The organism is Pseudoalteromonas sp. S1610 (assembly GCF_005887465.1).
Taxonomy (GTDB): domain Bacteria; phylum Pseudomonadota; class Gammaproteobacteria; order Enterobacterales; family Alteromonadaceae; genus Pseudoalteromonas; species Pseudoalteromonas undina.
The window spans coordinates 26,922-52,669 of the sequence record NZ_PNDI01000017.1; the positions used below are offsets into that span (position 1 = coordinate 26,922).

The following is a 25,748-nucleotide window of genomic DNA, read 5'->3' on the forward strand; positions in this document are numbered from 1 at the left end:
TTTTTAGTTATTAAATCTGTTTTGTACTAATTGGTTTGTTTTACTAATAACAGGTTGTAAGTAATCGTGAATAAAAGCACAATGAGAGGTGTCTCGTTTATATCCCTATTTTACATCTATTTAATATCTATTTATTTATAATCATGGACTTATATTTATTGTGTTAGAATGTTGTAAAATTGAATATTAACTAATTATCGTGTTACTTTGCATTAAACAACACGTACAAACATCGCTAATAACTCATACTAGGAAGAGGTTTAAATACACATACTATGAATACTCAACAGCCTTTTTCAATTGGAAATTGCCAAATATCGGCGTTTGAAAATAAGCTGTTTTGTGCTGATAAAGCCTGTATTTTACAACCTAAATTTATAGAGCTGCTGACCTACTTAGTAGCGTGTTATCCAAATGCGGTGAGTCGCGAACAACTAATCGAAAACGTATGGGATGGTAATCAATATGTGGGTGAGAAAGCGCTCACTAATGCCATATGGCACCTTCGTAAAAGCTTTAAAGAGCTTGACCCCGACAACACCTACATAGAAACACTGCGTAAAACAGGTTATCGCTTAGTGCAAAAACCAATAATGCCAAACGCGCAGAACAGTATTAATACATCCTCTACTCGCCCTAAATATATTTTCGCTGTAGTCATGGCTATCGTGGTCTTGTTATTCGCTGGAGTCTGGGGTTACAACGCTTTTAGCGATGAAAATAAGCCACTTGCGCTATCGCAACAAGCAGAGCGCTTATACGATCATGTTGAAACCATTACTACCAGCCCTGGACGAGAGCTATTCCCTGCTATATCCAGCGACAGTCACTTTTTAGCATATTCTTGGCGCCGCCCTGGTCATAAAGCAAATTTATACTTACGTGATTTACATTTACCCAAACAAGCTGCAATAGCACTTACCGACACCCCATTCATTGAAGGGCGAGCGGTATTTAGCTCTGACTTAACCTTTATTTATTATTATCGCCGTATATCTGGTCAAGGCTGTGAGGTTATTCAGCAAAATATTGCCTCGGGAAATACCACTATTTTAGGGAAGTGCGGCAGCAAAGCGAGTACCGATATAGACATAAATGCCCTAGGCACTAAACTGGTTTATATTAGTGAAGATGATGAAAATAATCTGACTCAACTTAACCTTGTTGATTTAACCTCATCGCCATACACAATTACTCAAATACCTTGTATTTCAGCATGCCAATATAACGATGAGTCGGTTGTGTTCTCCCCAGATGCAACTCAACTTGTAGTATCTCGTAACTTACCAACGGGGTTTGAAGAATTATTTTTAATCGATATAAAAACAGGCAATGCAAAGCAGTTAACTACTGGGTTTATTGATATGAGAGGCGTTGATTGGCACCCCTCTAAGGCGCAACTCGTTTTTTCTGGTGTAAAAAAAGGTAAACGCCAAGGGTACTTTTACAACCTTAAAACACAACAAATGATCAATGCCCGCATAGATGGCTTAAGCTACCCAGAATTTGCCAGTAATGGCAGTTTGTATTTTCATCAGTGGAATATAGACTCGGCTTTAATGCGTTTAGAGGTTAATAATGCGGTTGCAAGCTCTCCTTTCCCAGTGTTATCGAGCCATTTTAGTACCCGCTTTCCTAATTACAATAAAGCCAGAAACAAACTCGCGTTTGTCTCTAATGAGTCGGGCTCAATGGAATTGTGGACCGCAAATAAAGACGGTACGTCTCGAAAGCAGCTCACTAATCTCAATGCCAATATTTACCACCCAGTATGGTCGCCTGATGGTGATTATATTGCTTTTGTTGCCTCGCACCCTAGTGGTCATGCGTTATACCTGTATGACTTTAATAAACAAACCAGTGAATTATTACCTACGGGCTTTAGCGATCATGGCAAACCGAGCTGGGCTGCAGACAGTAAAAGCGTATTAGTCTCTGATGATCAGCACGTGTATCGCTTCGATTTAAATGGTAATAAACTCGAACAAGCCATAGATTCTCCAACATTATATGCTTATGAAAACAAGCAAGGCGCTTTAGTTTTTGCCAACCAAGCAACTAATCAATTATGGATCAAAGATCCTGATAGCCAAACTGAGCAACCACTGGTTAGCGAAATTAATTTATCTAATCATAATTCGTGGTACTTTTTTGAAGGCGACACCTTAGCGACATCGCGTATTTACTATTTTAATGTAAAACAAGGTGATTACCGTTTGAGTTATTACGACTTTTCAACCAAAAGCCATCATGACGTTATACGCCTTCCCGAACGCGCATTTAGTCGTACCTCTGGCTTAACCTATATTTCAAATACCAACTGGCTGGTATACTCTTCGTATAAGTCACCACAAATTGACATAAAACGTATCAACCATCAATATTTGCCCTAAAAGCAACAGCCTGAACTATGCTAAGCCAAATTTTTAAAAATTAAGTTCCATAGGGTTAGCGTGTACAAACCCGTTTGGTATAATTAAACAAACCAATCTAAAGAGGATACGCTAAATGCCACACATTATTATTGAACACTCAGAAGATCTGCCTTTATTACCTCAGGTTCTCGTGGAAAAAATCCACACAACAACATTTGAAAGTGGCTTATTTGATTTAGAAACAATAAAAACTCGTGCTATTGCGTATCAACATTACCAATTAGGTGTGGGTAAAGAAGGGTTTATTCATATTGCTGTACATATTATGGCTGGGCGCTCTATTGAGCAAAAGCAAAAGCTAAGTGAGCAGTTACTAGCGTGCCTACAAACATACTGCAGAGCCTCTGATAGCTTAAGCGTTAATATTTACGAAATGAATCACGAGATTTATCGTAAAAATTAACGGCTATTAAAACATCATAGTTATAGGCAAGTGCTCTATAACTATGATGGTATCCCCGCTCTGCTAATTTTTATAAAACCGCGGTTAAAGCGTAAACTTACCTAGTAAATCCCTTAAAATATTCGACTCTTTATTTAAACCATTACAAAGCTGCTCTGACTTTTTCATATTTTCTTTGGTTTGCTCTGCCGAGTCGGAGATCATTACAATATTTTGGCTAATTTCTGAGGTTGCTAACGTTTGCTCTCGCGTTGCTGTAGCCACTGAGTTATTTAACTCGCTTAACAGTACAATTTCCTGTGAAATACCATTTAATGTATGGCCTGTTTCTTTTAATCGTTCGGCATTTTCTAAAGTGTTTTTGCTGCCCAATTCAATCGCAGTTACCGTGCTTGAAGCTTTAGCATTTAACGAAGCAATCATCTCATTAATTTGCTCTGTAGACTCCGCAGTACGCTGTGCAAGCGTTCTCACTTCATCAGCAACTACTGCAAAGCCACGCCCTTGCTCTCCAGCTCTCGCCGCTTCAATTGCCGCATTTAACGCCAATAAGTTAGTTTGCTCAGAAATCCCTTTAATGACATCCAATACATGAGAAATTGATTTAATCTCTGTCGAGAGCTCTAACACCGAAGCCACAGAATTGGCCATCGATGCTTCTAACTGTTCCATTTGTTTAATTGTGCTTTGCACAAAACCAACGCCTTTATGCGTCGTTTCTTCGGTTTTAGTCGCAATATCTGCCGCATTGCTGGCACTGCCAGAAATATCCTGAACCGTAACTTCCATCTCATTAACCGCTGCCGCCACCGTTTGTGTACTCGATGACTGTACCTCAGCTAAATTAGCTGCTCCTTGTACTTGCTCAAGTACATCTTGGGAAATACCTTTAACATGAATTGCCGACTCAGAAACCTGTTTAAACATATAATGTAACTGCTCTAAAAACAGATTAAACTTAATCGCCAAGTCTGAAATTTCATTATTATCGTCAGTAGGAAGTCGCGCTGTTAAATCGCCATCTTTTTCTGTTAACGCATTCACTGCTGAAGTAATGTTTTCGATTGGCCTAAATATTTGCCCTACCAACACGCGTGCTGACGCTAAACCGACAAGAGCAATAATTACACCAAAAATGATATTAGTATTAATAGCACTATTAATTGGGCCATATAATTGCTCTTGGGGAATTTCAGCAACTAGATGCCAACCTAATGAGTTTACAGGCGTACTTGATACAACATAGTCATCACCATCAATTACTTTACTTTGAATTGCCCCATTTTTAATCGGCGTCAAGTCAACAGATTGCCCTATTTTAGTTTTATTACCATGCAGCATAATCTCGCCACTACCAGAGACCAAATAAACAATGCCGCCCTCACCTATCCTATATTCACTTATGAGATCCACCATAGAATCGAGCGAACGGCCAATTCCGGCAATTCCTTGTCGTTGCCCATCAAGCTCAATGGCATAATTAATAAATACCATCACCTCAGAGCTGCCTTTATCTATGTCGAGCGCTACTTCAAATGGTCTATCCGATGCTAAAAAAGCATCAAACCAAGTATCACTACTATCTATTTGCCTGGAAATACCTTCATCGGTGTAATAGTTACGGGAGTTTTTAGAAATAATATATGCGTTACTGGCTTGGTTTTTATTTTTTATATGTTTGAGGTAATCAATAAATTTACCTCGGCTTTGCGCATCTTCATTATTATTCATCCATTGCTGCACAAATAAGTTTTGCGCTATTTCTTTGCCTACAACAATAGGTGTAGAAAGTTCCAGCTCTATTTGGCTTTTAACTTCACTAAGCGCAGTCGGTAAATCTACTTTTGCTAGTTTTTCTTCTGTATTTGAGCGAATACTATTGGAAAAGATTAGAGTAGATATTGCTAAAGGAGCAACAACAGCCAGAATAAGGCTGAGGTATACTTTTCGTTTTAATAACATAGAGCACCTAAGGAGTAACTAAGCAGTATTTTATATACCGCACACAATTAACAGTAGCGACATTAAAGGGCATAAAGTAAAGATTTTTATAATAAAACCCCATAACACTTTAATAGTAGATTCAACTGTGTTTATTGCAATGTATTCAATAGAATTAATAAAAAAATCAGTGTACTGGTGAAAAATACGATAGAAATAACAAAAGCGAATTTTATAAACTAGGAAAATGAGTTTTTATTTACTTGGAAAGCTTGTAAAAGTGGTGGCCCCTCCCAGACTCGAACTGGGGACCTAACGATTATGAGTCGTGTGCTCTAACCAACTGAGCTAAGGGGCCATCTTTGTATAACTGTAAGCAGTTAATTTTTGAAGCGTTTAGCCACAGAGCGACTAAAGCGGGTTGCAGTATAAAAAGTTTTTAGGGGCTTGTCACTAGCAAAAAGCTTTATTTTAACAATCAAGGGGCTAACTGCTCAAATAGTAGGCTTTTAGATTTATTGGTGATGACTTCGAAGAAACGAACTCGTTAAATAATAGTAGTCTGAGTAACTAATACACATACCTTACGATGGCAATTAGCAACTCAGTATTAAATGTATTACTGCGATACGGCGTTATTTTTTGGCGATAATATAAATCGCATGAATTAATCCTGGGAAATAGCCGAGCAAGGTTAGCAGAATATTTAACCAAAAGTGCATCCCTAGCCCCACCTGTAAAAATACACCCAGTGGTGGTAATAAAATAGAAAAAATAATCCTGATGATATCCATAATTTAACCCTTCTAACGTTAGCAAAGCAAAAAGCCCAGCAAGGCTGGGCTTTTAGTATAGTGTATTATTCTGCAATAACAGTTAATTCATCAACTACTTTGCGAACATCTTCAGCGTTCTTAGCAATTTCCATCGCTAATTGCTTTTCAGCATCAGACTCAACTGAACCTTTAAGAGTTACTACACCATTATCGGTATCAACATCAATGTCTGTACCACCTACTTCAGAATCAAATAAGTAGCGTGTTGTGATCACTGTTGTGATTTTGGCATCGGTTAAATCACTTTCGGTATCGTTACCCATCATTTTAGAATCATGCTTCTTCATTTCGGTGTTTTTTACCACAGTTAGACTGTTTTCAACGTCAGTTACACCATCTAGGCTTAGCACGAGTTCTTCAGCAAGTTCTTTATCTACATCGCTGTTTACTTTACCTGTTAGCATTACCTTGCCGTTTTTTACGTCCGTGTTGATATCAAAGTTGTTTAGATTGGTGTTCATCAGCAGTACTGTTTCTGCCTTTCCATCAATCCAAGCATCTTTGCTTTCGTTTTCCCAGCTGCTAGCTTGAGCGCCCATTGCGGTTGTTCCTAATACTAGGGCTGCAATCATAGACTTATTAAATGTTTTCATAATCGTTCTCCTTTTGATTAAAGACACTTAAACTAATGCGAACATCGGGCCAACTATTTTTACATTTAAATTTCAATGACTTAAATCAAAACTACCGATACTGACTTAAACCTACGAAGTAAACATTTACAGACCATTGCGTAAAACTTTCTCGAATAGCGAAACTTACTAAATAATTGTATATTTGGTTAATCTGTCGTTAATATAATAAAGGATGAAAAAACAAAAAAACATAAAGTAATGATTTTAAATGAATTAATATTTGGTATAAGGCTTGCTTTGAACTAGCCAGCAACCTTAAAAGGATAATTTAAATGTCTGTTAAAATTGAAGACCGCCCTATCGAGCAAGTTCGTGAGCAAGTAATTGATCAACTCATTTATAATTACAGCCATGGTGTCATTTCTGTAGAAGCATTTGAGAGGCGCTTAGACGATGCAATGGCAGCGAGTGACAATAGCGCGCTTATGGCCCTTGTTGAAGATTTAACCTTAAATACTGACCAGCAATATAAGGCACAAAAGCACTCGCAGTTTGCACCTAATTATAGTGCGCAGCATGAGACTGATGAAGAGCCACTTACATTAAGAAGCATTCTTGGTTCAAGTGAACGAAGCGGCCAATGGGTGGTGCCTCAAAACATTTATATAGAAAACTACATGGGGTCAATCAATCTTGATTTTACGGATGCTATTTTTACCCACCAACATGTCACTATTCACGTTAATTGTTACTTTGGCAGCGAAGAAATATATGTACCTGAGCACGTTAATGTAGTTTCTAAAATGTTTTGTATTTTAGGCAGTTTTGAAAATAAAACAGTTTCACTCAATAAACGCCAAGGGCCAACGATTCAAATTGAAGGAAAAACTGTTTTAGGCTCTGTAGAAGTTAAAGTTAAGCGCACTATTAAAGAAAAATTTATTAGCTTTGCAAATGATCTAAAAACTCAACTTGGTATGAATGGTAAACATTATTAAATATGCTAAACATTTGATGAAGCCAAAATAGTTGGCTTCATTCATATTATAAGTCGTTATTTCGCTCACTAGGTACATCACTCATATACTCTACAAACTCAATCTCAAACCCTGCGGGATCAATATAATAAATGTTCTTTCTAAATGGATTTACAGCGCCTTGCTTACTTATTGCAAAGCCCGCATGCTTTAAGCGCGCTATTACTTCATTTAAGTTATTGGTTACATAGGCAAAGTGTGCCAAGCCAATTTGATGCCCTGATAAGTCACGATTTTTCCCTTCACCGTGATCGCTTATAGCAATATATTGATCGTTATCACCAAAATGTACCCAGCGCCTTGCTTTACCATACCAAGTTCCTTCTCCCTCACTTCTAATTGACCAATAGGGAAACGCTGCTTGGTAAAACTTAAGCATGGCGTCTATATCACTTACAACTAAATTTACGTGTTCTAATTTCATAATTTTCTTCCTGTTAATTGAATATAGAACATCATAAAACCTCAAGCTCACTTTAGGTAAAGCGCTAATTTACAAATTTATTGCTTGTTTTTATTTCGATAAATATATCGAAAGATCATAGCTGTACAAAAAACACTCACAAGTATTTAGGCTTTATGGTTTACTTTATGGCAAAAACCGCTAAAATACGCCGGCTTAAATATATAAACGTTCTTTTACAACCCAAAGGTAATACCATGCATCCAATGTTAAACATTGCGGTTCGCGCTGCGCGTAACGCAGGCAAACTTATTCTTCGTGCAAGTGAAGATTTATCAAAAGTTGAAGTGCAACAAAAAGGCACCAACGATTTAGTTACTAACATTGATAAAGAAGCCGAAGCCGTAATTCGTGACACTATTTTACGTTCTTACCCTGATCACTGCATCGTTGGTGAAGAGTTAGGCGAACACAAAGGTAAGGATGCTGATTACCAATGGATTGTTGACCCACTTGATGGCACAACTAACTTCATCAAGGGTATCCCTCATTTCGCAGTATCTATTGCACTTAAAGTTAAAGGTCGTTTAGACCAAGCCGTAATTTACGATCCAATTCGTGGCGAGCTTTTCACTGCTTCTCGCGGTCAAGGCGCACAGTTAAACAGCAAACGTTTACGTGTATCTAAAACGGTTGAACTTGCTGGTTCTGTTCTTGCTACAGGCTTTCCTTTCAAACAAAAACATCACTTAGATGCATACTCTGAAGCGTTTAAAGCGTTATTTGTTCACACGGCTGATATTCGTCGTGCAGGCTCTGCTTCGCTAGATATGGCGTATGTTGCAGCGGGTCGTGTTGATGGTTTCTTTGAAATTGGTTTAAAACCTTGGGATACAGCAGCAGGCGAGCTATTAGTTAAAGAAGCTGGCGGCATGATTGTTGATTTTGCTGGCGGTAATAACTACAACGTGAGCGGTAACGTAATCTGTGGTGCACCTAAGCTAACACAGGCGATTGTTCGCGAAATGCGCCCAGTATTATCTGAGTCGTTATTACGTTAATCGTAATTACGTACTAAAAAAAGGAGCCTAGGCTCCTTTTTTGCTTTTGGTTAGCCACTTTTTTTACTATTGGATAAACGTACAATAGCGGGAGCAGGCCTTCTTCGATTACATATAAATAAGTAGCTTTGACGATAACGTTTTGCTTCTTTTTTAGCATCTGTCGCTAATGCCGCTACTTGATGACTATTTTTGCACTGCTGCAGATCAGGCTCAACTAAACCTATCGATAATGTAAGTAAAGGTACAAACTGCTTTTCGCCCTCTCGATTAGTTGCCCAATACCCTTTTCCAGCAATATGCTCTGGCGTAAAAAACACGCGTGACTGTAGTTCAAATTGCGTGATAATGGTATTACAAATCTCCACCGCATCTTTTTTTTCAAACACCACCATAAAGTCATCGCCGCCAATATGCCCGACAAAGTTAGCGCTGTGCGCACACGCTTTTACAGTAACATCGGCCAGAAGTTTTATTACGCTGTCACCACTGGCATAGCCATACAAATCGTTAAATTGTTTAAAGTGATTTAAATCGATATAGGCTAGTGAAAATGGCTGTTTATGTTGCAGACGCTGCTCTATTACCTCACTAATTGCCACATTACCCGGTAACATGGTCAAAGGGTTAGCATGTTGAGCGTGGCGGATTTTTTCTGCTGTAATGTGCTTTAGTATGTCTCTGAGCGGTGCCAAGCCTAAATATTTATTGTTGCAGGTGATAACAATATGGCGACGAATATCAAAGTCTTGCTCTGTTATTTGCTGGGAGACAATATCAAGCATTTGATTTTCATCAACCACCAAAGGTTGTTTATCCATTAACTCAGTGACTTCACATTTATCATAAAGTGCATGCCCATAAGGCGCGGCAAACACTTCTGTTAGCTGATCTTTGTGTAACAGCCCTATTGGCTGCTGACTGCTATTTAATACCGGTAAGCTGATTATGCTTTTGTCTTGCTCAAAAAGTGCATGAGCTTCTTTACAACGCGTATGACTGCTAATAGCAGGCTGAGCAACAGCAAGCACACCTATTGCCATTGATTGTTCAAACTTTGAGGCGGCTTGGGTCGAAGTGAGCGATTGTAACTGTTTACAGTTGTAGTCATAACTTGGCTGTTGACTCGGTCTTTCTAACAAGAACCCCTGAACATGACTCATGCCTATACTTTTAACTAAATCTAGCTCTTCGGAACGTTCGATTCCCTCTGCAATCACCGCTGTATTTGTTGCCCGTGCTAACACCATAATTGATTTTAGAAATTCTTTTTTAACTTCGCTTTGATCGCAATGATCAATAAAGTAACGATCAATTTTTACAATATCTGGGCATAACTGCGACCATTGCTTTAGTCCTGAATAACCTGCACCGAGATCGTCAATAGCAATCGTAAAGCCTAACTCTCGATAATGAGCGATGGTTTTTAACAGTAAAAAGCCATCATCTACTTTTTCTTGTTCAGTTACTTCAATCACCACTCGATTGGCAGCAAGACCAAACTGTTCAATTAAATGTAAGGTTTCGCCTTTAGGGTGGCTCGGATCGAGTAGAATTTTTGGGCTGACATTTAAAAATAACTTCCCTTGCAGACTGAGTTTTACAAAATTTTCAATGGCGCGAGAACGGCATAAAAGCTCAAGCTCTGAAATCAATTGGTATTTATGAGCCGCTTCGAATAGCTTATTTGGCATGGCTAACGGACCATTTTTAGGGCCGCGGCTAAGCGCTTCATACCCAATAATAGATTGCTTAGCTATATCGAAGATAGGTTGGAACAAGGTTGTTATTGCTCCTTGTTGTAAAATTGACTCTAAGACTTGTCGTTGCTCAGTCACTACTAGCTCAAATAAAAATTTAATAAGAGCAATAAAATACCAACTGAGTATGACTATTATGTGACTTATCTAGGAGGCAATAAAAAACCGCTCACTAGGAGCGGTTTTGTTTTAAGAATAGTTTAATCTCAATTAAGGCATTGGATCTAAATCAGCGCCTTCTTTTTCAATCACTTCTGGTATTAAATCTTCTTTACTTACGCCCATGGCAATAGCCACCGAGCTGGCAACGTAAACTGAAGAGTAAGTACCAATAAATACACCAAATAGTAGTGCAGTAGCAAAGCCATGAATGGTTTGGCCGCCCCATACAAATAACGCAATCAGTACTAAAATAGTAGTGATTGAGGTTACTAAGGTACGGTTAAGTGTTTGCGTAAGCGAGATATCAATAATTTCAATCGTGTCGTCAATACGCACTTTGCGGAAGTTTTCACGAATACGGTCTGATACAACAATGGTATCGTTTAGTGAGTAACCTATCACGGCAAGTATTGCTGCCAAAATAGTTAAGTCAAACTCTAAACCTAGCACCGAGAATAAACCAATCGTAATGATTACATCGTGTAAAAGCGCGCCAACTGCGCCCACAGCAAAACGCCATTCAAAGCGAAACGCCACATAAATTAAGATACAAATAAGTGCAGTTAACATGGCAAGGCCACCCTGCTCTTTTAAGTCTTCACCTACGCTTGGGCCTACAAACTCAATGCGGCGCATTACTACGCTATCATCGGCTTGTTTAAGTGCAGCAATCACTTGGTTACCAATTACTTCTGCTTTTACATCATCACCGCGAGGGGCTAAACGGACCAGTATTTCTTGGCTTGAGCCAAAAAGCTGTACCGATGCATCAGCAAAGTCGTTTTCAGCCAGTACATTACGTACTTTTTTCAGATCGGCAGGTTGCGAAAAACCCACCTCAACTGCTGTACCGCCGGTAAAATCTAAACCGAAATTTAAGCCTTTAACAAAAAGTGACGCCAGCGACGCTATAATTAATAACGTAGAAAAGCCCATTGCCACTTTTCGAAGAGACATGAAACGAAGGGTTTTTCCGCCCAATCTTAAAATTTGCATGTCTGCTCCTTAAATTGAAAGTTTATCAACACGTTTGCCACCAATAAATAGGTTGATCACCGCACGGGTACCTATAATTGCTGTAAACATAGAGGTTAAAATACCAATTGCTAGGGTTACCGCAAAACCTGCAACAGGACCGGTACCAACAGCAAACAAGATAATCGCCGCAATTAATGTGGTGATATTGGCATCAAAAATAGTACTAAAGGCGCTATCGTAACCAAAATGAACCGCTTGTTGAGGGCTGCGGCCATCGGCTAGCTCTTCACGAATACGTTCAAATATAAGTACGTTCGCATCAACTGCCATACCAACAGTCAGTACAATACCAGCTATACCCGGTAGGGTAAGCGTTGCACCAGGAATTAATGACATAACACCAATGATAAGTACTAAGTTGGCAGCCAGTGCAATATTCGCAACAAGGCCAAAACCTTTGTAGTAAATAAGCATAAAGGCCAATACAAACGCAAAGCCAAGAGCTACAGCGGTCATACCTGCTTCAATGTTTTCTTGACCTAGGCTTGGCCCAACCGTACGTTCTTCTACAATTTGAATAGGCGCAACCAGTGCACCCGCGCGAAGTAGTAAACTTAAGTTATGTGCTTCAGCTGGGTTATCAATACCGGTAATGCGGAATGAACGGTCAAGACGCGCTTGAATGGTTGCTACGTTAATAACTTCTTCCACTTTAATTGGCGGAAGTGCTTTACCGTCACTGTCTTTTTTACCTGATGGCTTGTATTCAATAAACACGGTAGCCATACGTTTACCGATAGCACGCTTGGTAAAGGCATTCATTTTTGCCCCACCTTTACTATCGAGTTTAATGCTTACTTGTGGACGCTGGTACTCATCTGCACCTGACTGCGCGCCAGTAATATGGCTGCCTTCAAGAATAATGCGTTTTTTTAGCACCACAGGATAACCATCACGGCTCATGATCATTTCAGTACCCGGTGGGATACGACCTTGAGCAGCGGCGCTTATGTCAGCATTTTCGTCAACTTCACGAAACTCAAGTGTTGCCGTAGCACCTAAAATTTCTTTAGCGCGAGCGGTATCTTGAATCCCTGGCAATTGCACAATAATACGTTCAGCACCTTGGCGCTGTACGTTTGGCTCTGCAACCCCAATTTGGTTGATTCGGTTACGAATAATAGTTTCGTTTTGCTTGATAGCATAGTCACGAATTTCTTTTAGCTTTAGCTCACTCATAGTGGCAAAGAATGCGTTATCGTTACTGCTATCATCAATGTAAACGTTTAATGGGTAACGGCTTTCTAAAAAGCGCTCTGCAGCGTCTTTATCTTCTTCGTTACGCATTTCTACACGCATGCGCTCAGAACCAGCTACACGGCGCACACTACGATAACGTAGTTTTTCTTCACGCAGGTCGCTACGGAAATCTTGCTCCATTTGCTCTAACTGATTATCCACCGCAGTGACCATATCGATTTCCATGGTGAAATGTACACCACCACTCAAATCTAGGCCTAACTTCATAGGATTACCGCCCAGCGACTTTAACCACGCCGGTTGTGCAGGAGCCATATTAATAGCTGAGATATAATCGTTACTTAGCGAGTTACGCAGTAAGTCTTGTGCTTTTAGTTGGTCTTCAACATTTTTAAAACGAACAAGAATTTGCCCATCTTCGAGCTTTGTCGATTTAGCGCTTACGTTGTCTTTTTTGAGGATTGCGTTTACTTTGTCTACAACACTGAGGTCAACATCGGTGCCTTTAGCGCCAGAAACCTGTATGGCCGGATCGCGGCCATACAGGTTTGGTGAAGCATATAAAAGGCCAATGGCTAACACAGCTAAAACAAGTAAATACTTCCAAATTGGAAACTTGTTTAACACGGGGTCGTCCTTATTATTTTTATAGCGACTTCATTGTGCCTTTAGGCAATACAGCAGATACTGCTGATTTTTGTACTGTTACTTCTGCTTGCTCATTTAATGAGATCACGATGAAGTCTTTATCTTCAGCAATTTTTACGATTTTACCCACTAAACCACCTTGGGTTAGCACTTCATCGCCTTTTGCCATCGCGCTCATTAAGCTTTTATGCTCTTTTACACGCTTTGCTTGCGGGCGGTAAATTAAAAAGTAAAAAACCAAACCAAAAATCGCTAACATAATTAGCATTTCCATACCGCCGCCTGCTGCAGGTGCACCAGCGCTTGCATGCGCGTTTGAAATAAATAAACTCATAATACTTCCTCTTTAATTTTTAAATTTTAATTTGTTGTATCAGCTAGCTCTGGCACTGCTTGGCCTCGGCGAGCGTAAAAATCGTGGACAAATGTCTCTAGTTGACCTTCGCTAATAGCATTACGCAAACCTTCCATAACACGTTGATAGTATCGTAAGTTATGGATAGTGTTTAGTCGTGCACCCAAAATTTCGTTACATTTGTCTAAATGATGCAAGTAGGCGCGCGAATAATTTTTACAGGTATGGCAATCACACTCGGGATCAAGTGGACCAGTATCTGTTTTATGCACTGCGTTACGGATTTTAATGGTACCCGTTGTAATAAATAAGTGACCATTACGTGCATTACGCGTTGGCATTACACAGTCAAACATATCAATACCACGACGAACCGACTCAACTAAGTCTTCTGGCTTGCCTACACCCATTAAATAACGTGGTTTGTTTTCTGGCATTTTATAAGCACAATGGTCAAGAATATTAATCATTTCATTTTTAGGTTCACCAACCGATAAACCACCAAGTGCATAGCCATCAAAACCAATTTCTTCAAGGCCCGCTTGTGATTGTGCACGAAGCTCAGGATACATACCGCCTTGAATAATACCAAACAATGCTGATGGGTTGTCGCCATGCCCTTCTTTTGAGCGCTTAGCCCAACGAAGAGAAAGCTCCATAGAGTCTTTGGCTTCTTTTTCAGTGGCAGGATATGGCGTACATTCGTCAAATATCATCACGATATCTGAGCCAAGATCACGCTGCACTTCCATTGATTTCTCTGGCGACATCATAATTTGATCACCATTAACTGGCGATTGGAACATTACGCCTTCTTCAGTGATTTTACGCATTGCGCCAAGGCTAAATACTTGGAAACCGCCTGAGTCAGTAAGAATTGGGAAGTCCCAGTTCATAAAATCGTGTAAATCACCATGCTGTTTGATGATTTCAGTACCTGGACGCAACATTAAGTGAAATGTATTGCCTAAACAGATTTGTGCACCCGTTGCTTTAACTTCATCAGGTGTCATGCCTTTAACTGTGCCATAAGTGCCTACAGGCATAAACGCTGGTGTTTCTATTACACCTCGGTCAAAAATCAAGCGACCGCGGCGTGCTTTGCCATCGGTGCAGTCTAATTCAAATTTCATAATATCCTCTGTGTCGGAAAAACAGTCCAACAAGCTATAATTTAACCGCTCGATTCTACCCTTTTTACCACCCTATTACTATTAGCAGTGATAAATTCACTGTGCTTAGGAGTAAAATAAAAACCAATAACGCTGTAAATTATTTACGGGTCAAAAACATCGCATCGCCATAGCTAAAAAAGCGATACTGTTGTTCAATCGCAGTATTGTAAGCACCCATAATATTGTCTTGCCCTGCAAAGGCACTGACCAGCATAATTAGGGTTGATTCAGGTAAATGGAAGTTGGTGACCATGGCATCAACAACGTTAAATTGATAACCTGGGAAAATAAAAATATCGGTATCACCAAAGTAAGTATCTAACTTGCCGCCATGTATTTTTGCTGCCGACTCTAGTGAGCGAACTGAAGTTGTACCTACTGCAATCACACGCCCGCCTTTGGCTTTAGTACTGGCAACCGCATCCACCACAGCTTGCGGCACTTCAATATATTCAGAGTGCATGATGTGCTCATCAACACTTTCTACCCTAACCGGCTGGAATGTACCTGCGCCAACATGCAAGGTAACAAAGGCCATTTGTACGCCTTTATTTTTAAGTGCAGCCATGAGTTTATCATCAAAATGAAGGCCTGCTGTTGGTGCTGCAACGGCGCCTGGCTTTTCGCCATATACTGTTTGGTATCGCTCTCGATCCGCTTCGTTATCTGGGCGGTCAATGTAAGGAGGAAGCGGCATATGGCCAACATCATTTAAGATGTCGAGCACATTTTCACTGCGGTCAAACTCAAGCTCAAATAACGTATCGTGGCGTGCCACCATAATGGCTTTTGCTTTGCCCTCTAAAATGAGTACATTGCCCGGTTTTGGCGATTTACTAGCACGAATGTGCGCAAGAACGCGGTGTTCATCTAATACACGCTCTACCAGCACCTCAACTTTACCGCCAGATTCTTTTTGACCAAACATACGCGCAGGTATTACTTTGGTGTTGTTAAAAACCAATAAGTCGTTTTCGTTAACAAGTTCGAGAATGTCACTAAATATTTTATGCTCAACAGTACCGCTCGGCCCGTCTAAGCTCAATAAACGGCTACTAGTTCTGTCTGCTTTTGGAAAACGAGCAATTAATTCATCAGGTAAGTCAAAGCTAAAATCAGCTACGCGCATTGTTAGAATTCCACATCATTTAAAATCGCGCCAAGTGTATTACTATTACTGATGAAGCTCAAGATACCCCCTATATTCTCCCTAATTACTATTACTAATGAAGCTCAAAATATCCCTTATATTCTCCCTAATTGGCCACTAATGAACTACATTTAAAATAGCGGTTAAATACGCTTGTTCTTATGGCTAAATATCATTACTCTTACAGTTTTATGATCTGCATTTCTCGGAGTGGTACCTAAGTGGCGAAACAGCTTAAATTGCTAATATTAAATGCAAGTAATGATGAGCGCCAGACTATACGTGCCACGCTGGAGAGGCTTAGTGTGTTTGAGTTTATTGAAGCCTCAGACAGCCAAGATGCGTTAAAAATATTAAAAAACCAAAGTGTAAATATAATCATAACCGGCTTAGATGTAGGTAAAATTGATGGTTGGCGGTTTTCACGTATGATCCGCTCTGGTTTACTTAAAACACCGAAAAACACGCCTATTTTGCTAATTCCGCCCATTTATTGTGAGCGTATCGCCGAAACTACCGCACGTAGCTATGGTATAGATGCGGTACTGCCTTTTGAACGCCAAGATATATTGCCGCAAATACTAGCAAACGTGTTGTCGAGCCATTTAGAAAAAAGTAGTCGCTTAAACCTATTGTTATTAGAACCCTTTGCCAGCAGAGCAAATGATATGAGTGAACAGTTAAAGCTAAACTTTGCAATTACTCATGTTACTAACGAAAAAGCCGCGCTAAGTGCCTATAATCAGCAGCCGTTTGCTATCGTGCTACTCGATGCCACTGCAGCACAAGCTGAGAGTTCAAATCAATTAGTTGAAAAGATTCTGCAGCATAACCCTCAACAAGCCATTGTTACTATTATTGATAAAAACGATGCCGATTACGCTGAGCAGTTATTACTTTCAGGCGTTACCGACTTTATTCGTGCTCCTTACGATCCCTCATTTTTAAATAAAGTCTGTGATCATGCTGCTCGTCGAGAAGATTTTATGGTGAGCTATGCTGAGTTTGCTAATAAGGTACAGCAGCTAAGTATTAGTGAAGTTAAATATCGCGACCTGTTTTCAGCACATCAGCGTATTTTATTGCACTTAAACACGGTTGTACTTGAACTAGACCAACAAGGGAATATTCGCTTTATAAACCCTGCGTGGGAATCTCTGAGCGGCTTTGGAGTTAAGTCGACCTTACAACAACCACTCACTGCATTTTGTACCACTGAACATAAACAGTCATTACAATCAACAATTGATGATATTTTACAAGGTGGTGCGAACAAACAAAAAATAGAAGTTAAGCTGAGCCAAAAAAATGGTAACTCAGTGTGGGTAGAATGTCGGCTTCAGTTAATAAAAAATAGCAGCAACAACGCCACTATCACCGCCACACTCGATAACATTCATGAGCGCAAACAAGCAGAGTTGCAATTGCGCCATTTAGCCCTGCATGACACCTTAACAGGACTACACAACCGTTATTATTTTGACCAACAGCTTAACTATATATGCCAGAGCGAAAACACCCATACAAATATTGAACATGCGCTTATTTATATTGACCTTGACCATTTTAAAATAATAAATGACAGTAAAGGCCACCAACAAGGTGACATTGTTTTAAAAGAAGTGGCGCAGCTATTTATTGCCAATATTAGTAATGAGCATCTGATCTGCCGTGTCGGTGGTGATGAGTTTGCGGTGATACTTAAAAATACCAATTTATTGGATGCACATTTAATTGCAGAAGGGATTTGTAGTGCCATTGAAGGCAACCAATTTAAATCTGAAGAGCAAATCTATTCAATTAGTTGCTCGATTGGTTTAACCCAAATTACCGCTGATAACTGCGATCCAAATGAATGCTTAAAGCAGTCAGATATTGCGTTATATATTGCTAAAAATTTAGGCCGTAACTTAGTACATTGTTATTCAAAACAAGATGGTGAGAACAATGCGCTGCAAACGGGTTTAGAGTGGGGCCATGGGGTACGTCAAGCACTCCAACAAGACAGTATAGAGCTTCATTATCAACCCATTTGGGATTTTAAAACTAATCAGGTTGCCTACTTTGAAGTACTGCTAAGGTTAAAGCTAGACGACGAACTTATTTACCCTAATCAATTTATTCCCTCATTGGAAATGCTTAACGATACCTTTTTAATGGACCAATGTGTTATTCGTAACAGCATTGCGAGTGTTGCTGCACATCCAGAGCTTCTTCAGATTGCAATAAACTTATCGGCACAGTCATTTTTAGATGAGCGTTTGCTGCCATTAATAGAGTCGACCCTTGAGAAGTATCAAGTGTCTCCTGCGAAAATTATTTTTGAAATAACCGAATCGGCCAGTATTAATAATTTAGCGGCGACACGAAAAATGATTGAACGACTAAATAATTTAGGTTGCCACTTTTCAATTGATGACTTTGGCACCGGCTTCAGTACCTTTAATTACCTTAAACAATTACCAGCCCAACACGTAAAAATTGACGGCTCATTTGTTCGCGATATGCTCAATGACTCCATTGACTTAGCGCTAGTGAAAGCCATAAATGACATCAGTCGCTCACTAGATAAGCGCTCTGTTGCCGAATATGTAGAAACTGCAGAAGTATTTTTTGCACTTAAAGAAATTGGTATCGACTATGGGCAAGGATACTTTATTGCTCGCCCTGTACCAATTGACAAGGTACTGATTGAGTTAGAAAAAATTAAAAACAACCCTATTTTTTATCAAGACACCCTCACGTCACTATAAACATTAATAAACAAATTTAAGCAATTTATTACTTCCAAATTTGCCCATCTAACCTATACTTTGCTTATCGGCAGCACAATGTCATGAAAATTAAGTGATTACCTTAATTTTACGTGACATCTTTATTTCTTATCGTCTAGATGTCTATACTGTTAAAGGTGGACATAGGGGCATAAGGAGGATGTTTATGACGCAACTAATCACGTTATTATTGTTTATACACTTTGCTATTGCGCTTCAATGTTACAAGTATGCCCAGATTAAAGGCTACCCTGTAAAAACCTTTACAGTGCTTGGGCTAGTCCCGTATTTTAATGTTGTTGTATGGGTTTACTTACTATTTTTACCGCCGCTAGAGAGCTACCACAGTCAGCATAAGCAGCCTCTATAATTCCCCGTGTTATTTAGCGTATTAATTAAAATACGCTTTTTTTTACCTATTTAAAATCAACACTGCACTGCTTTTTCAAAAAGACCTCTAGTTGTTGGCTAAACAATTTAAAGTCACGAATGCGCCCTGTTGTTTTACGCCACAATACACCAATATCGCGATAGGCATCGCCTTGCGATGGCGTAGCTAGCATGTTTTTGTTTTCTAAAATACCTGCATTAATCGCCATTTGCGGCAAAAACGTCACGCCAAGTTTATACTCAACCATACTCAATAAAGTATGTAAGCTAGCCGCCTCAAAGGGGTTTATACAGCTAGAGCGATTTAAATGGCACGCACTGAGCGCATGCCCTGTCATACAGTGTTCTCGCTCAAGTAAAAATACACTGGCTTCTGGTAGTAAATTAAAGTCTTCAATGCCTTTAGCTGGTGTGTAGTCTTTATGGTGCACTAAACTAAAGTGATCTTGCGCTAATACTTGGGTATGAAATTTATCGGTTTCGTAGGGCAGCGCTAATAATGCTAAATCAATTTGACCATGCTCTAACTTATCAAGTAACTTATCGCTGGTGTCTTCAATCAATACCAACTCTAAATCTACAAATGTTTGCTGACAAAAGTGATACAAAGGCGCTGCAATAAAGCTCGCAATCGTAGGAATAACACCTACCGTTAATGTACCACTAAGCGGTGTTAAAAAGCTTTTAGTTAACTCTTTTAAACTAATTGTATCGTTGATTATTTTTCTTGAACGCTCAACCACCTCTTCACCAATGGTGGTAAACATTAGGCTGCGATTTTCTCGCTCTATAAGCTGACATCCTAAAGTTTCTTCTAGGTTTTGAATCGCAGTACTGAGCGTTGACTGACCGATAAAACAGGCACTGGCTGCTCGGCCAAAATGTTGATGTTGATGTACAGCTAATAAATACTGCAGCTGTTTAATACTAGGGAGATTGGTCATTTTTCTTTCCACAAATAAAAAGACCCCAACACCAAGGGCATTGAGATCTTTTCAAGCTAAAAGTCTTTTAAGTACTTTTTATTAAACCCCAAAGGCGGTTCTTAGTACGTAGAAAATAACAATAGCAAGGGCAGCACCAACTGGCAATGTAATTACCCAAGAAACTACAATATTTCTTATTACACCCATGTTAAGTGCGGCAATTCCACGTGCCATACCTACACCCAACACAGCGCCTACTAAGGTTTGTGTGGTTGAAATAGGTAAGCCTGTGCCCGATGCAATAACAACGGTAGAGGCAGCAGCTAATTCAGCAGCAAAACCACGGCTTGGTGTTAAATGAGTAATACCTTCACCAATGGTTTTAATTACTTTTTTACCTAAAATAGCAAGACCGGCAACAATACCTAAACCACCTAGTGGTAATATCCACCAAGCAATAGCGGCTTTCTTCGCAATTTCACCATTGTTTTCAACAATGTTTACAACAGCAGCTAGAGGCCCAATTGCATTAGCAACATCGTTAGAACCATGAGCGAATGCCATACAACAAGCTGTTAGTACCATAAGTACCGCAAATACTTTTTCTACATTGTTAAACTGCATTTCTCTATCCGCTTTAGGATCGATATTTAAACGAGAAATAGCAATTTTACCAATAACAGCAACCAGTACCGCTATACCAATAGAAATAGCAAAACCTTCAACGGTACCTAAATTAATACCAATGTGCTTTAAGCCTTTTTTAATGGTCACAAGTGCCATGATAAAGCCAGCTAAACCCATGTATATTGGTACAAAACGCTTTGCGTTTTTAAGTGGGGCGTCGGTGTCAAAAATCAGCTTTTGCGCACTCATAAATATTAAGTAAGCTATAAAACCTGATATCGCTGGCGTTACAACCCAGCTACCTACAATACCGGCAACTTTACCCCATTGAATAGCCTCTGTACCTACTGCAACTAGAGCAAAACCAATAATAGCGCCAATGATTGAATGAGTAGTCGATACCGGCCAACCTAAAAATGAGGCCATTAATAACCAACTGCCTGCGGCGAATAAAGAGGCGATCATACCTAAAACCATCAGCTCAGGAATATCGGCAAATGGTGCCGCATCAATAATCCCTTTACGAATTGTTGATGTTACTTCACCACCCGCTAAATAAGCACCTGCGAACTCAAAAATCATCGCGATAAAAATCGCTTGTTTAATGGTAAGTGCTTTTGAACCTACTGATGTACCCATCGCGTTGGCAACGTCGTTTGCGCCAATACCATAAGCCATAAAAAAGCCGACTGCTGCGGCAATTAAAATTAATACCGTGCCGTAAGATGCAATGATATCCATTGTGTAACCTTAATCTTTCGTGTTTGAACTGATTTTAAATTAACGAGCTAACATCAGCTCAAGACGTGATCCTACGCGCTCTGCAATATCTGCAAGCTCGCCAACCCATTCAATGATTTTGTATAAAAACATCACATCAACTGGATTTAGCTCACTTTCTACTTTACGTAGTTGGCGGCGTATTCTAATTTGCATTTCATCCGTGTCTTGTTCTATGGCATCCAATTCTACGAGCATTTTTTCAACCAGAGTTACTTCTCTGCCTTTAAAGCCCGTTTCTAACAATTCTTCTAACTCATTGATCGCTTTAGATGCTTGTTTAGTTGCATCAACACAACGAGTTACGTATGCCAAAAAGTCTTCTTGAATCTCTTTTGGTATGATCATCTCACGACCAATTACACGCCCAGCAATGTCTTTTGCCTTGTTAGCAATTTTGTCTTGTTGGGTTACTAATTCGAGCAGATCTGTACGCTCTACCGGCATAAATAATCCGCCAGGTAATTGTAAACGTATAGTTCTTTTCATTTCATCAGCTTCACGTTCTATATTACGAATGGTTAAACGTAGCTCTTCTGCTTGTTGCCACTCTTCTTTAAAAACATGATTAAAAAAAGGTATCAAACTTTCGCTAGCTTGATGAGCCTTTCTGATGTGTTCTTCTATTGGCTTTATAGGTGATTTTGCAAAAACACCTAAAAAATTTGTTGGCATAACTGACCCTTTAATCAATTCAATATGCTGTTCAACCTGAATTTTACAGCATTAAGCTAGATTGTGAACGCTTTTTCTTATTCAATTATTTACAAAAAATAAAAAAGGCAGTGTATTACTGCCTTTGATATTTTTTAGTTATTCGTATCACTACAGTGATTTTTCAATATCTTCTTGAGATGTATGACGAATATCTTTGCCGTTTACAAAATAAATGACATATTCAGCGATGTTTTGACAACGATCACCGATACGCTCTAATGAGCGAACAGACCATACTAAATCCATAATTTTTGGAATTGAGCGCGGATCTTCCATCATGTAGGTCATTATTTGACGAGTAATTGCTTCATACTCTCTATCTACTTTAGCATCCTCTTTGTGCACTTCAAATGCGCGTTGCACATCCATACGTGCAAACGCATCTAAAACGTCATGCAACATTTTAGATACTTGGCGACCCATATTTTCAATGTTTACTAATAAATCTTGTTGATCCTTAGTAAATGAGTCTAGTGCAACTTTAGCAATTCGCTTAGCTTCATCGCCAATTCTTTCTAAATCGGCAATGGTTTTTGCTATTGCAATAACCAAACGTAAATCACTGGCTGCTGGTTGGCGCTTAGCAATAATACGGGTGCAATCTTCATCAATACTGACTTCCATTGCATTAACCTTGTAGTCGTTTTCACGTACTTTTTGTGCCAATACCGCATCGTTTTGGCTTACTGCATCAAGCGCGCTATTAAGTTGTTGCTCAACCAATCCACCCATGCTTAATACATGATTACGAACATCTTCTAGCTCTTGATTAAAACGACCAGAAATATGTTTATTAATGTTGTGTTCCATAATGACCTTCTTTAATAATTCATTGCTTTCGCGTTTTAACCCGACTAGCCGTAACGACCAGTAATATAATCTTCTGTTTTTTTCTTCGTAGGCGTCGTAAATAAGGTATTAGTATCAGAATACTCAATCAGCTCACCCATATACATAAACGCTGTTTGATCTGAGACACGGGCCGCTTGTTGCATGTTGTGAGTAACAATAACCACGGTAAACTTATTCTTTAAATCATTAATTAGTTCTTCGATTACTAAGGTTGAAATCGGATCGAGTGCTGATGTTGGTTCATCAAGTAGTAATACCTCAGGCTCGATCGCAATAGAGCGGGCAATAACTAAACGTTGCTGCTGACCACCCGATAAACCAAATGCGCTATCGTGCAGTCGGTCTTTTACTTCATCCCAAAGAGCCGCACCACGTAGCGATTGCTCTACCACTTCATCTAGCTTACGCTTTTCTTTAATGCCTTGCAGGCGAAGACCGTAAACCACATTCTCATAAATTGATTTTGGAAATGGGTTTGGACGCTGAAACACCATGCCAACATTACGACGAAGGGCTGCAACATCAACGCTTTTATCGTAAATATTTTGTCCATGCAGCATGATTTCGCCTTCAATACGACAAATATCAACCAAGTCGTTCATGCGGTTAATACAACGTAATAAGGTTGATTTACCACAACCTGACGGGCCGATAAATGCCGTTACTTGGCCTTTAGGAATATTCATATTTACTTTACTCAGTGCTTGTTTATCACCGTAGTAAAGGTCGAGATCTTTAATTTCTAGCGCTTTTTGTTCGTCTGTTAAATTATTTAAATCTAACTTCAAGCTTGGCTTTGCTTGGTTTACTTTTGGAGCGACTGTAATCATGTTTGTTACCTATACTAAATTAATGCTCAAGCGATCTGAATTTTTCACGTAAATGGTTACGTATACCAATGGCTGTGATGTTAAGGGTAATAATAACCGACACTAACAAAAAGGCCGTTGCATATACCAGCGGACGCGCCGCTTCAACGTTCGGACTTTGAAAGCCAACATCGTAAATATGAAAACCTAAGTGCATGAACTTTCTGTCTAAATGTATATATGGGAAGTTACCATCAAGCGGTAACGTTGGCGCCATTTTTACCACACCCACCAGCATAAGCGGTGCAACTTCACCCGCAGCACGAGCAACCGCTAAAATTAACCCCGTCATAATTGCAGGGCTGGCCATAGGAATAATGATTCGCCATAGCGTTTCTACCTTAGTCGCACCCAGTGCTAATGAACCATCACGCACTGTACTAGGAATACGAGATAAACCTTCTTCGGTTGACACTATTACCACAGGCAACGTTAATATAGCCAAGGTAAGTGCCGACCACATCACACCAGGTGTACCAAATACAGGGGTAGGCGATGACTCAGGATAAAATAATTGGTCAACACTACCACCAACCATATAAACAAAGAAGCCTAAGCCAAATACGCCGTATACAATAGACGGAACACCCGCCAAGTTAATAACCGCAATACGGATCATTTTAGTAATTGCGTTTTTAGCCGCATATTCATGTAAGTAAATAGCAGCAACCACGCCAAATGGCGTTACAATCACAGCCATTAACATCACCATAAATACCGTACCAAAAATAGCAGGAAATACGCCACCTTCGGTATTGGCTTCACGTGGGTCATCTGAAACAAACTTACCTAACTGCACAAAGTAATGACCTAGTTTAGCAAAAAAGCCCATATCGTTTGGAAACCATACATCCAACACTTGATATAGCGGGATTGTAACAACCTCACCACGCATATCCTTTACGGTTACTTGGTCACGTTTAGCCTGTTTACGCAGTGCGAATAACTCTTTTTCTAATTCGCCATATTTCGTACGTAAATCAGCACGCGCTTGAGCAAGTTCAGCAACACGTTCGTCGGTTAGCTCGTTATCAAGCAAGTAGGCTTTTTCCTGTAAACGTAAACGCTCTAGCTCATAGTTAATATGCCCTATGTCGCCATTTTGTAAATCAAGCGCTTCGTCGTTTAAGTCAACCGCACGCTCTACAAGGTCATGTAAGGTTTCAACTTTATCTGCTGTTACCGTCTGACCGTCTTTAATGACGCTTTCTACATACCCGTAGAAATTACCGTTTTTGCTGCGCTCAAACACCGCAAGCGCTTTAGGCGCTGAGCTTTGTTTGATATCGGTTTCGAGTATCCAGCGAAAATCTAAATCAACATACTCACGGTTACCTGTTTTAATTAGTAAACGCTCAACCTCGTCTTTTTCAAATTTAGAAACATCAATACCGGTTGCCGCTAAACGCGACTTAGGTACTAATTCACGGTCATAAATTTCACCAATAACTGTTTGCTTCGCAATTGAACCTTCAAGCTCATACTGCATAACTTGAGATGGCCAAAAAAAGCTTAATCCCTTCCATGCAATCATGGCGAGTAAACCAATTACTGAAATTAAACTGATGCTGACAGCACCACCGGTCATCCAAATCCAAGGAGAACCAGACCTAAACCACTGCTTTACCATGTCG

At 39.7% G+C, this 25,748-nt stretch carries 22 protein-coding genes and 1 tRNA gene; 6 read left to right on the top strand and 17 right to left on the bottom strand.

Annotated features, from left to right (window positions below; translation table 11 throughout):
- Nucleotides 1-275: 275 nt before the first annotated feature.
- The gene (locus CWB77_RS08565; RefSeq protein WP_138622342.1) at nucleotides 276-2,393 is read left to right on the top strand and encodes a winged helix-turn-helix domain-containing protein; all 2,118 of its coding nucleotides are present in this window, start codon (nucleotides 276-278) and stop codon (nucleotides 2,391-2,393) included.
- Between the two features lie 115 nt (nucleotides 2,394-2,508).
- Complete coding sequence (locus CWB77_RS08570; protein ID WP_008114843.1) at nucleotides 2,509-2,838, top strand: 5-carboxymethyl-2-hydroxymuconate Delta-isomerase; 330 nt, start codon at nucleotides 2,509-2,511, stop codon at nucleotides 2,836-2,838.
- A gap of 84 nt (nucleotides 2,839-2,922) precedes the next feature.
- On the opposite strand, the gene CWB77_RS08575 is transcribed toward CWB77_RS08570, so the two are convergent.
- The 4 genes from CWB77_RS08575 to CWB77_RS08590 all read right to left on the bottom strand — a co-directional run bounded on the left by CWB77_RS08575 (nucleotide 2,923) and on the right by CWB77_RS08590 (nucleotide 6,208).
- The gene (locus CWB77_RS08575; protein WP_010391757.1) at nucleotides 2,923-4,800 is read right to left on the bottom strand and encodes a methyl-accepting chemotaxis protein; all 1,878 of its coding nucleotides are present in this window, start codon (nucleotides 4,798-4,800) and stop codon (nucleotides 2,923-2,925) included.
- A 260-nt stretch (nucleotides 4,801-5,060) separates the two neighbouring features.
- Nucleotides 5,061-5,137: transfer RNA gene (locus tag CWB77_RS08580), tRNA-Ile, on the bottom strand.
- Between the two features lie 277 nt (nucleotides 5,138-5,414).
- Entirely contained in the window at nucleotides 5,415-5,573 is a 159-nt protein-coding gene (locus CWB77_RS08585; protein ID WP_008466367.1) for a YqaE/Pmp3 family membrane protein, read from the bottom strand.
- 65 nt (nucleotides 5,574-5,638) lie between these two features.
- Nucleotides 5,639-6,208: a BON domain-containing protein gene (locus CWB77_RS08590; RefSeq protein WP_138622344.1), complete on the bottom strand. Its 570-nt coding sequence runs from the start codon at nucleotides 6,206-6,208 to the stop codon at nucleotides 5,639-5,641.
- A 314-nt stretch (nucleotides 6,209-6,522) separates the two neighbouring features.
- Between CWB77_RS08590 and CWB77_RS08595 the strand changes: the two genes are divergently transcribed.
- Nucleotides 6,523-7,188 carry a DUF1707 SHOCT-like domain-containing protein gene (locus CWB77_RS08595; protein WP_008466362.1) on the top strand — a complete coding sequence of 222 codons (666 nt, stop codon included), beginning with the start codon at nucleotides 6,523-6,525 and terminating at the stop codon, nucleotides 7,186-7,188.
- A gap of 46 nt (nucleotides 7,189-7,234) precedes the next feature.
- Here CWB77_RS08595 and CWB77_RS08600 read toward each other — a convergent pair whose 3' ends face one another.
- Nucleotides 7,235-7,651 carry a VOC family protein gene (locus CWB77_RS08600; RefSeq protein ID WP_138622346.1) on the bottom strand — a complete coding sequence of 139 codons (417 nt, stop codon included), beginning with the start codon at nucleotides 7,649-7,651 and terminating at the stop codon, nucleotides 7,235-7,237.
- 236 nt (nucleotides 7,652-7,887) lie between these two features.
- On the opposite strand from CWB77_RS08600, the gene suhB reads away from it, so the two are divergent.
- Nucleotides 7,888-8,691 carry an inositol-1-monophosphatase gene (gene suhB / locus CWB77_RS08605; RefSeq protein WP_054202669.1) on the top strand — a complete coding sequence of 268 codons (804 nt, stop codon included), beginning with the start codon at nucleotides 7,888-7,890 and terminating at the stop codon, nucleotides 8,689-8,691.
- Nucleotides 8,692-8,741: 50 nt separating this feature from the next.
- Here the strand turns inward: suhB and CWB77_RS08610 are convergent, their stop codons facing one another.
- The 6 genes from CWB77_RS08610 to queA form a co-directional block, all read right to left on the bottom strand.
- Entirely contained in the window at nucleotides 8,742-10,529 is a 1,788-nt protein-coding gene (locus CWB77_RS08610; RefSeq protein WP_138622348.1) for a GGDEF domain-containing protein, read from the bottom strand.
- Nucleotides 10,530-10,661: 132 nt separating this feature from the next.
- A complete protein-coding gene (secF, locus tag CWB77_RS08615; protein WP_008466355.1) occupies nucleotides 10,662-11,609 on the bottom strand; it encodes a protein translocase subunit SecF in 948 nt (315 codons plus the stop codon).
- 9 nt (nucleotides 11,610-11,618) lie between these two features.
- On the bottom strand, nucleotides 11,619-13,478 hold the full coding sequence (gene secD / locus CWB77_RS08620; protein ID WP_010391748.1) for a protein translocase subunit SecD: 1,860 nt from the start codon (nucleotides 13,476-13,478) through the stop codon (nucleotides 11,619-11,621).
- Between the two features lie 19 nt (nucleotides 13,479-13,497).
- On the bottom strand, nucleotides 13,498-13,833 hold the full coding sequence (gene yajC / locus CWB77_RS08625) for a preprotein translocase subunit YajC (protein ID WP_010391747.1): 336 nt from the start codon (nucleotides 13,831-13,833) through the stop codon (nucleotides 13,498-13,500).
- A gap of 26 nt (nucleotides 13,834-13,859) precedes the next feature.
- Entirely contained in the window at nucleotides 13,860-14,987 is a 1,128-nt protein-coding gene (gene tgt, locus CWB77_RS08630) for a tRNA guanosine(34) transglycosylase Tgt (RefSeq protein ID WP_138622350.1), read from the bottom strand.
- A gap of 139 nt (nucleotides 14,988-15,126) precedes the next feature.
- A complete protein-coding gene (gene queA / locus CWB77_RS08635; protein ID WP_075169901.1) occupies nucleotides 15,127-16,158 on the bottom strand; it encodes a tRNA preQ1(34) S-adenosylmethionine ribosyltransferase-isomerase QueA in 1,032 nt (343 codons plus the stop codon).
- Nucleotides 16,159-16,400: 242 nt separating this feature from the next.
- On the opposite strand from queA, the gene CWB77_RS08640 reads away from it, so the two are divergent.
- Nucleotides 16,401-18,932 carry an EAL domain-containing protein gene (locus CWB77_RS08640; protein ID WP_109874055.1) on the top strand — a complete coding sequence of 844 codons (2,532 nt, stop codon included), beginning with the start codon at nucleotides 16,401-16,403 and terminating at the stop codon, nucleotides 18,930-18,932.
- A 187-nt stretch (nucleotides 18,933-19,119) separates the two neighbouring features.
- Entirely contained in the window at nucleotides 19,120-19,323 is a 204-nt protein-coding gene (locus CWB77_RS08645; RefSeq protein ID WP_010391740.1) for a hypothetical protein, read from the top strand.
- Nucleotides 19,324-19,369: 46 nt separating this feature from the next.
- Here the strand turns inward: CWB77_RS08645 and CWB77_RS08650 are convergent, their stop codons facing one another.
- From CWB77_RS08650 to pstA, 6 genes are all read right to left on the bottom strand, one after another.
- Nucleotides 19,370-20,287, bottom strand: coding sequence for a hydrogen peroxide-inducible genes activator (locus CWB77_RS08650; RefSeq protein WP_010391738.1), 918 nt, complete (start codon nucleotides 20,285-20,287; stop codon nucleotides 19,370-19,372).
- 81 nt (nucleotides 20,288-20,368) lie between these two features.
- Nucleotides 20,369-21,637 (bottom strand): inorganic phosphate transporter, encoded by a 1,269-nt coding sequence (locus CWB77_RS08655; protein WP_055012403.1) that lies wholly within the window; start codon nucleotides 21,635-21,637, stop codon nucleotides 20,369-20,371.
- A 39-nt stretch (nucleotides 21,638-21,676) separates the two neighbouring features.
- Nucleotides 21,677-22,351 carry a TIGR00153 family protein gene (locus tag CWB77_RS08660; protein ID WP_010391736.1) on the bottom strand — a complete coding sequence of 225 codons (675 nt, stop codon included), beginning with the start codon at nucleotides 22,349-22,351 and terminating at the stop codon, nucleotides 21,677-21,679.
- Nucleotides 22,352-22,501: 150 nt separating this feature from the next.
- Nucleotides 22,502-23,203, bottom strand: a complete 702-nt coding sequence (gene phoU / locus CWB77_RS08665) for a phosphate signaling complex protein PhoU (protein WP_010391735.1) — start codon at nucleotides 23,201-23,203, stop codon at nucleotides 22,502-22,504.
- A 44-nt stretch (nucleotides 23,204-23,247) separates the two neighbouring features.
- Nucleotides 23,248-24,075, bottom strand: coding sequence for a phosphate ABC transporter ATP-binding protein PstB (pstB, locus tag CWB77_RS08670; protein ID WP_008114812.1), 828 nt, complete (start codon nucleotides 24,073-24,075; stop codon nucleotides 23,248-23,250).
- Between the two features lie 19 nt (nucleotides 24,076-24,094).
- Entirely contained in the window at nucleotides 24,095-25,744 is a 1,650-nt protein-coding gene (gene pstA / locus CWB77_RS08675; protein WP_054202637.1) for a phosphate ABC transporter permease PstA, read from the bottom strand.
- Nucleotides 25,745-25,748 lie beyond the last annotated feature (4 nt).

Excerpts from the sequence above, each read along its gene's own strand:
- CWB77_RS08590 (WP_138622344.1), bottom strand. The coding sequence starts at position 6,208 with ATGAAAACATTTAATAAGTCTATGATTGCAGCCCTAGTATTAGGAACA.
- CWB77_RS08655 (WP_055012403.1), bottom strand. The coding sequence starts at position 21,637 with ATGGATATCATTGCATCTTACGGCACGGTATTAATTTTAATTGCCGCA.
- queA (WP_075169901.1), bottom strand. The coding sequence starts at position 16,158 with ATGCGCGTAGCTGATTTTAGCTTTGACTTACCTGATGAATTAATTGCT.
- CWB77_RS08570 (WP_008114843.1), top strand. The coding sequence starts at position 2,509 with ATGCCACACATTATTATTGAACACTCAGAAGATCTGCCTTTATTACCT.
- pstA (WP_054202637.1), bottom strand. The coding sequence starts at position 25,744 with ATGGTAAAGCAGTGGTTTAGGTCTGGTTCTCCTTGGATTTGGATGACC.
- CWB77_RS08585 (WP_008466367.1), bottom strand. The coding sequence starts at position 5,573 with ATGGATATCATCAGGATTATTTTTTCTATTTTATTACCACCACTGGGT.
- pstB (WP_008114812.1), bottom strand. The coding sequence starts at position 24,075 with ATGATTACAGTCGCTCCAAAAGTAAACCAAGCAAAGCCAAGCTTGAAG.
- CWB77_RS08645 (WP_010391740.1), top strand. The coding sequence starts at position 19,120 with ATGACGCAACTAATCACGTTATTATTGTTTATACACTTTGCTATTGCG.
- CWB77_RS08650 (WP_010391738.1), bottom strand. The coding sequence starts at position 20,287 with ATGACCAATCTCCCTAGTATTAAACAGCTGCAGTATTTATTAGCTGTA.
- CWB77_RS08600 (WP_138622346.1), bottom strand. The coding sequence starts at position 7,651 with ATGAAATTAGAACACGTAAATTTAGTTGTAAGTGATATAGACGCCATG.
- phoU (WP_010391735.1), bottom strand. The coding sequence starts at position 23,203 with ATGGAACACAACATTAATAAACATATTTCTGGTCGTTTTAATCAAGAG.
- secF (WP_008466355.1), bottom strand. The coding sequence starts at position 11,609 with ATGCAAATTTTAAGATTGGGCGGAAAAACCCTTCGTTTCATGTCTCTT.
- yajC (WP_010391747.1), bottom strand. The coding sequence starts at position 13,833 with ATGAGTTTATTTATTTCAAACGCGCATGCAAGCGCTGGTGCACCTGCA.
- CWB77_RS08595 (WP_008466362.1), top strand. The coding sequence starts at position 6,523 with ATGTCTGTTAAAATTGAAGACCGCCCTATCGAGCAAGTTCGTGAGCAA.
- CWB77_RS08565 (WP_138622342.1), top strand. The coding sequence starts at position 276 with ATGAATACTCAACAGCCTTTTTCAATTGGAAATTGCCAAATATCGGCG.
- CWB77_RS08660 (WP_010391736.1), bottom strand. The coding sequence starts at position 22,351 with ATGCCAACAAATTTTTTAGGTGTTTTTGCAAAATCACCTATAAAGCCA.
- suhB (WP_054202669.1), top strand. The coding sequence starts at position 7,888 with ATGCATCCAATGTTAAACATTGCGGTTCGCGCTGCGCGTAACGCAGGC.
- CWB77_RS08575 (WP_010391757.1), bottom strand. The coding sequence starts at position 4,800 with ATGTTATTAAAACGAAAAGTATACCTCAGCCTTATTCTGGCTGTTGTT.
- tgt (WP_138622350.1), bottom strand. The coding sequence starts at position 14,987 with ATGAAATTTGAATTAGACTGCACCGATGGCAAAGCACGCCGCGGTCGC.